Origin of the sequence: Rhodobium orientis, assembly GCF_003258835.1 — a bacterium.
In the GTDB taxonomy this organism is placed as follows: Bacteria; Pseudomonadota; Alphaproteobacteria; order Rhizobiales; family Rhodobiaceae; genus Rhodobium; species Rhodobium orientis.
The window spans coordinates 1-3,991 of the sequence record NZ_NPEV01000102.1; the positions used below are offsets into that span (position 1 = coordinate 1).

General features: G+C 58.9%; 3 protein-coding genes. All 3 read right to left on the reverse strand.

From position 1 onward, the window contains the following. Positions 1-133: 133 nt before the first annotated feature. Genes CH339_RS23435 through CH339_RS23445 form a run of 3 tightly spaced genes read right to left on the reverse strand, consistent with a single transcriptional unit; the run spans position 134 to position 2,859 of the window. Positions 134-382: a hypothetical protein gene (locus CH339_RS23435; RefSeq protein WP_111436836.1), complete on the reverse strand. Its 249-nt coding sequence runs from the start codon at positions 380-382 to the stop codon at positions 134-136. A 21-nt stretch (positions 383-403) separates the two neighbouring features. Next, positions 404-2,365 (reverse strand): AfsR/SARP family transcriptional regulator, encoded by a 1,962-nt coding sequence (locus CH339_RS23440; protein ID WP_111436837.1) that lies wholly within the window; start codon positions 2,363-2,365, stop codon positions 404-406. A gap of 32 nt (positions 2,366-2,397) precedes the next feature. Then, the gene (locus CH339_RS23445) at positions 2,398-2,859 is read right to left on the reverse strand and encodes a helix-turn-helix domain-containing protein (protein WP_111436838.1); all 462 of its coding nucleotides are present in this window, start codon (positions 2,857-2,859) and stop codon (positions 2,398-2,400) included. Positions 2,860-3,991 lie beyond the last annotated feature (1,132 nt).

Consider the following 3,991-nt stretch of genomic DNA (forward strand, 5'->3'; position numbering starts at 1 on the left):
CCAGCCAGCAGCGGCGTCACCCGCGCGAGGGTGTCCGCCGGAGTGCACACCCGGTCCGAATACCGGACCGGCACGCGCGCGGCCCGGTTCCGTGCACCGGACATGCTAGGTGCGGCAGTCGGCCACGCGCCGACTAGCTGTCAAATTGTCCGGAGAAGGCCTCCGAAATATCGAACTGCCCCGAGAAGGTATCGCCGGCCGTCACCACCTGCACCCCGAGGTCAATGCCCGCGGTCAACACCGCGCCATTGGCCCTGGCTTCGTCGGTATAGCCGAACGGGGCGCTGTCGAGTTCCGGCAGGGCCGTGACGGTACCCTGATTGAAATCGACCAGCCAATAGCCATTCTCGCCACGCAAGCCCAGCACTGCAAATTTTGCCATTTTATCCTCCAGCCCAAAGGGTTATTTAAATCCAGCTTTTCGTAAGCCTTCCCGATATTGATCCTTTTGCCAGGATTCTTTGACCGGCATGATTGCCAGCCATTTATCAATTGCGAAGTCCGGAAAAATCGACATCGTCTGGCGCATCAACGCATTGGCTTTCGCCTTGTCGCCCAACATGCCCCAGCATGCCGCTGCGAGGCGCACCGCCGCATTGGTGTCTTCCATGTGATTGATGCACGCCAGTGCCGGCTGATAGCGACCCTGGAAATAATTCGCCCCCGCCGCAGTCCACCAATAGATGTCCGGACAATAGGGGTTCAGTTCGATCGCCAGATTGATCTTGGCGAGGGCCAATCCCGGTTCGGACGCATGCACCAGGGTATCGGCGTAGTCGGCCAGCAGATCGGCGTACCAGGGCGCGCTGACTTCCGCACCCTTGAACGCATCGATGCTCTCGTCAAACGCCCCCTGAAACAGCTTCGTGACCCCCAGCGCCCGGTAGCCGCCGGCGTCATCCCCGTCCATCAGGATCGCCTGCAGCGCATGGGTTTCGGCGGAGTGCAGCAGCTCATCATCGCCGCGCGCCGTGAGCAGCCATTCCAATTGCTCGGTCCGGGCCAACCCGGCCAACGCACCCGCGAAATCCGGCGCATCCCGCAACGACGCCCGAAAGGCCTTGCGTGCCCGCCGGACCTCCGGCAGGTCCACTCGCCGGAGGTGCCGTTGCGCCAGCAAATAGTGCTGGTACGCGCTTGGCTGCTGCGTTTCGTCGATCCGGGCAAGCTGGTCCGCTTCGATCCGACCGGCAATGGTGCCGACCGTGAGGCGGACCAGTTCATTGTAGGAATGCGGGAGGCGGGCCGGCGTCAGCTCAAACCGTTCCGCCCACAACAGATTCTCGTGCGCCACATCCACGAGTTCGACCCACAGCGAGACCCTGCCTCCGCAACCACTGAATCGGGTTTCGAGGGCATAGCCGATCCGTTTTGCGGCCAGCAGATCAGTCGATTTGGCGGCCTGGGTCGCAATGTGACGCGCGGTGCGGGGGGCCACGGTCTTAATGGTTCGGACCCGACAGAGGCCGATCGTGACGTCCTCGAGCAGCGCCGCCGCCACAGTTCCGGTCTGTCCGTCCGGGGCCGCGCCCGCCGGCGGTAGCAGGGCCACCCGGGGAAAGCAAACGGGCGCACTGGCAAGCGGTGCCGGGGCGGACGCAACGGTCGCAGGCTTGGGCCGGGGCTGTCGGGCCGGCTCAGCAATCCGCAAGGCCCGGCTTAGATCGAGCGTGTGTTGCGGTGGCGATACGCCCAGATCGCGCCACAGCCGCGTCTTGTACTGCGCGAAAATCGCTTTGGCCTGGGTCAGTTGACCCTGGCAGGCAAAGACGCGCATCAGCGCCTCATAAGCGACATCGTTATATGCATCCAGTTCGAGCAGGCGAAAGGCAGCCTCTTTAACCAGATCAGCGACGGCCCGCACATCGCGCCGGGTCGCCAACGTTTGTACGTCCGCCGCCAACACCGACAGATACTTGTCGCGTTCTCCTTCGACCCAAAACTGCGCCTGTTCGCCAGCGAACTTGGCGTCGGCCAGAAACACCCCCCGCATATAAGTCAGCAACGCACGCAACCGATCCGCGGGAGGAGCCGCGCGTGCCGCATCCAGATCGTCCAGATCAACGGACAAGTTGGCCGGATCAAACCCGATTGCGGTGTCGCCAATATGAAAAAAACTCGTCCTGAGTTCACGCTGGCGCGCCTTCACCCGCAGGATCAGCTGGCGCAGATTCCGGAGGATATCGGCGTCGGTCTGCTCTCCCCACAAGACGCGCGCCAGTTCCGGCCGGGCAATGTGCGTCGCGCCGCGTGAGCGCAGGTACGCCAGCGCCAACAGCGCCTTCTCCGGAAAAGGGACAGGTTGCCCGTCCCGACCGGTCAGGCGCACGTTGCCAAACGTGTAAAGGCGAAAGGTCTGACGCATGCTCTGGCAACCGATAGCTCGGAGCCGACTGCCTATGGCTCCACGTGAGTTTTGTTCGTTTGCATGCGCTGAGGAAATTTGAGGATTTGATTATCGCCCTCTTCCGCCAGAGTCTTCGCAAGCGCGACGATCGCCTGGCGGGTTTTCGGGTTTTTGATTTTGGTAAATGCTTTGCCGAGAGCCACGCCCTCACGCGAACTGAGGAAGCCCGCAATCGCCTCGTAATCCGGCGTGTCACCGACCACGGCGATGTCGTCGGTTCGCCGTCCCTCTTCCTGGAAAAAGAAGGTGATCGGCACGTTCATCACGTGGGCGATTTCCTGCAACCGCGAGGCGCTGATCCGGTTGGTCCCTTTTTCATATTTCTGGATTTGTTGAAAGGTAATCCCCAGGTGCGCGCCAAGCTGTTCCTGCGACATGCTCAGAATCATGCGCTGCAAGCGCACCCGTGAACCAACGAACACATCGATGGGATTCGGGGACTTGGCGGACATTCATGACCTCTGCCGATTGGGCCTCACGAAGAACACCTTGGATGGCTTGCACCACCACGACCATTGTCAGCGTGAAAAACTGGTTGAAGGTGACGATAGGGCAGACTCAATCAAAAGTATAGGCTGTAACAGCATGCCCGCCGTGGCTTTCCAATGGATCACGACGTCAGAATCCGCACCGCCACCGCGAAACGAATCGCACTATCAACGGCGCGCCGCCGTGAAAAGGCAATGGCCAGGTTTTGGCACCGTCTTGCCGTAGCGAAACGACCGGGACCTTTCTTAGCGTACGCATAAACAAGGGAATTGCCGCGAACCTTTCTTCACGTAGGCCAAGCCACGCTGCATAGCGGCAGATTGATCAGGATATCATGATGGCCTCTTAGTCGCGGCCGCCCAGAAAGATAGCGACGATCCACGCTGCATTGGCTTCTCCTCGCTCAACGATCACCTCGCCACCTTCTAATAAAATCATATGCTCGCCTATCTCAAGAGGGCCTGAGTGACTGCGCGATGGGAAGCAGTACGAATACTTTCTCAGCAGCCACACCAACCTCAAAAAATTGGCGGCCAATTCCGGATATCTATCGATCACAAAAAAAGAATCAAATGCATGCGGCCTACGGTTTTCCCATTGGATATCGGAGCAATATAGACCAGTACTCGAAGCATTGGATTCTTACCGCATCACGGAATAAATTTTGCGCCGCGGTATCATATTGCAATGTATACGTTCTTCGAGAGCGGCCACGAACGACCTTTATTGAGTGTTGACGCACTCGGTGAGATATAAGAGAATCTAAATATATTCTAAATTCGGTACCTAAAACTGCAAAAAAGCAGTTCGAATCCAGGGAGGAATAGAAATGGCTAAGCGCGGGATTGAGGCGCCTAGACGCCAAAACAGAGTATGGGACTTGGTGGAGTATGTACACGCTCGAAAAGGCTGACGAACTTCGCGCTCCCAAGCTGGCTCGCGCGAGAAATTTTAACAACCCCAAGTGTCCAACGCCCGCAACCGAACGCTCGGTTGATCGGGCTTTTTTATGTGCAATTCCCATTCAGCCACGGAGGAACCATCACTGATCGACAGAATCCCGGTCCACCGTGGCTGATGCAAAAGAAGGCCCGC

Coding starts and splice junctions, on each gene's coding strand:
- CH339_RS23440 (WP_111436837.1), bottom strand. CDS start 2,365: ATGCGTCAGACCTTTCGCCTTTACACGTTTGGCAACGTGCGCCTGACC.
- CH339_RS23445 (WP_111436838.1), bottom strand. CDS start 2,859: ATGTCCGCCAAGTCCCCGAATCCCATCGATGTGTTCGTTGGTTCACGG.
- CH339_RS23435 (WP_111436836.1), bottom strand. CDS start 382: ATGGCAAAATTTGCAGTGCTGGGCTTGCGTGGCGAGAATGGCTATTGG.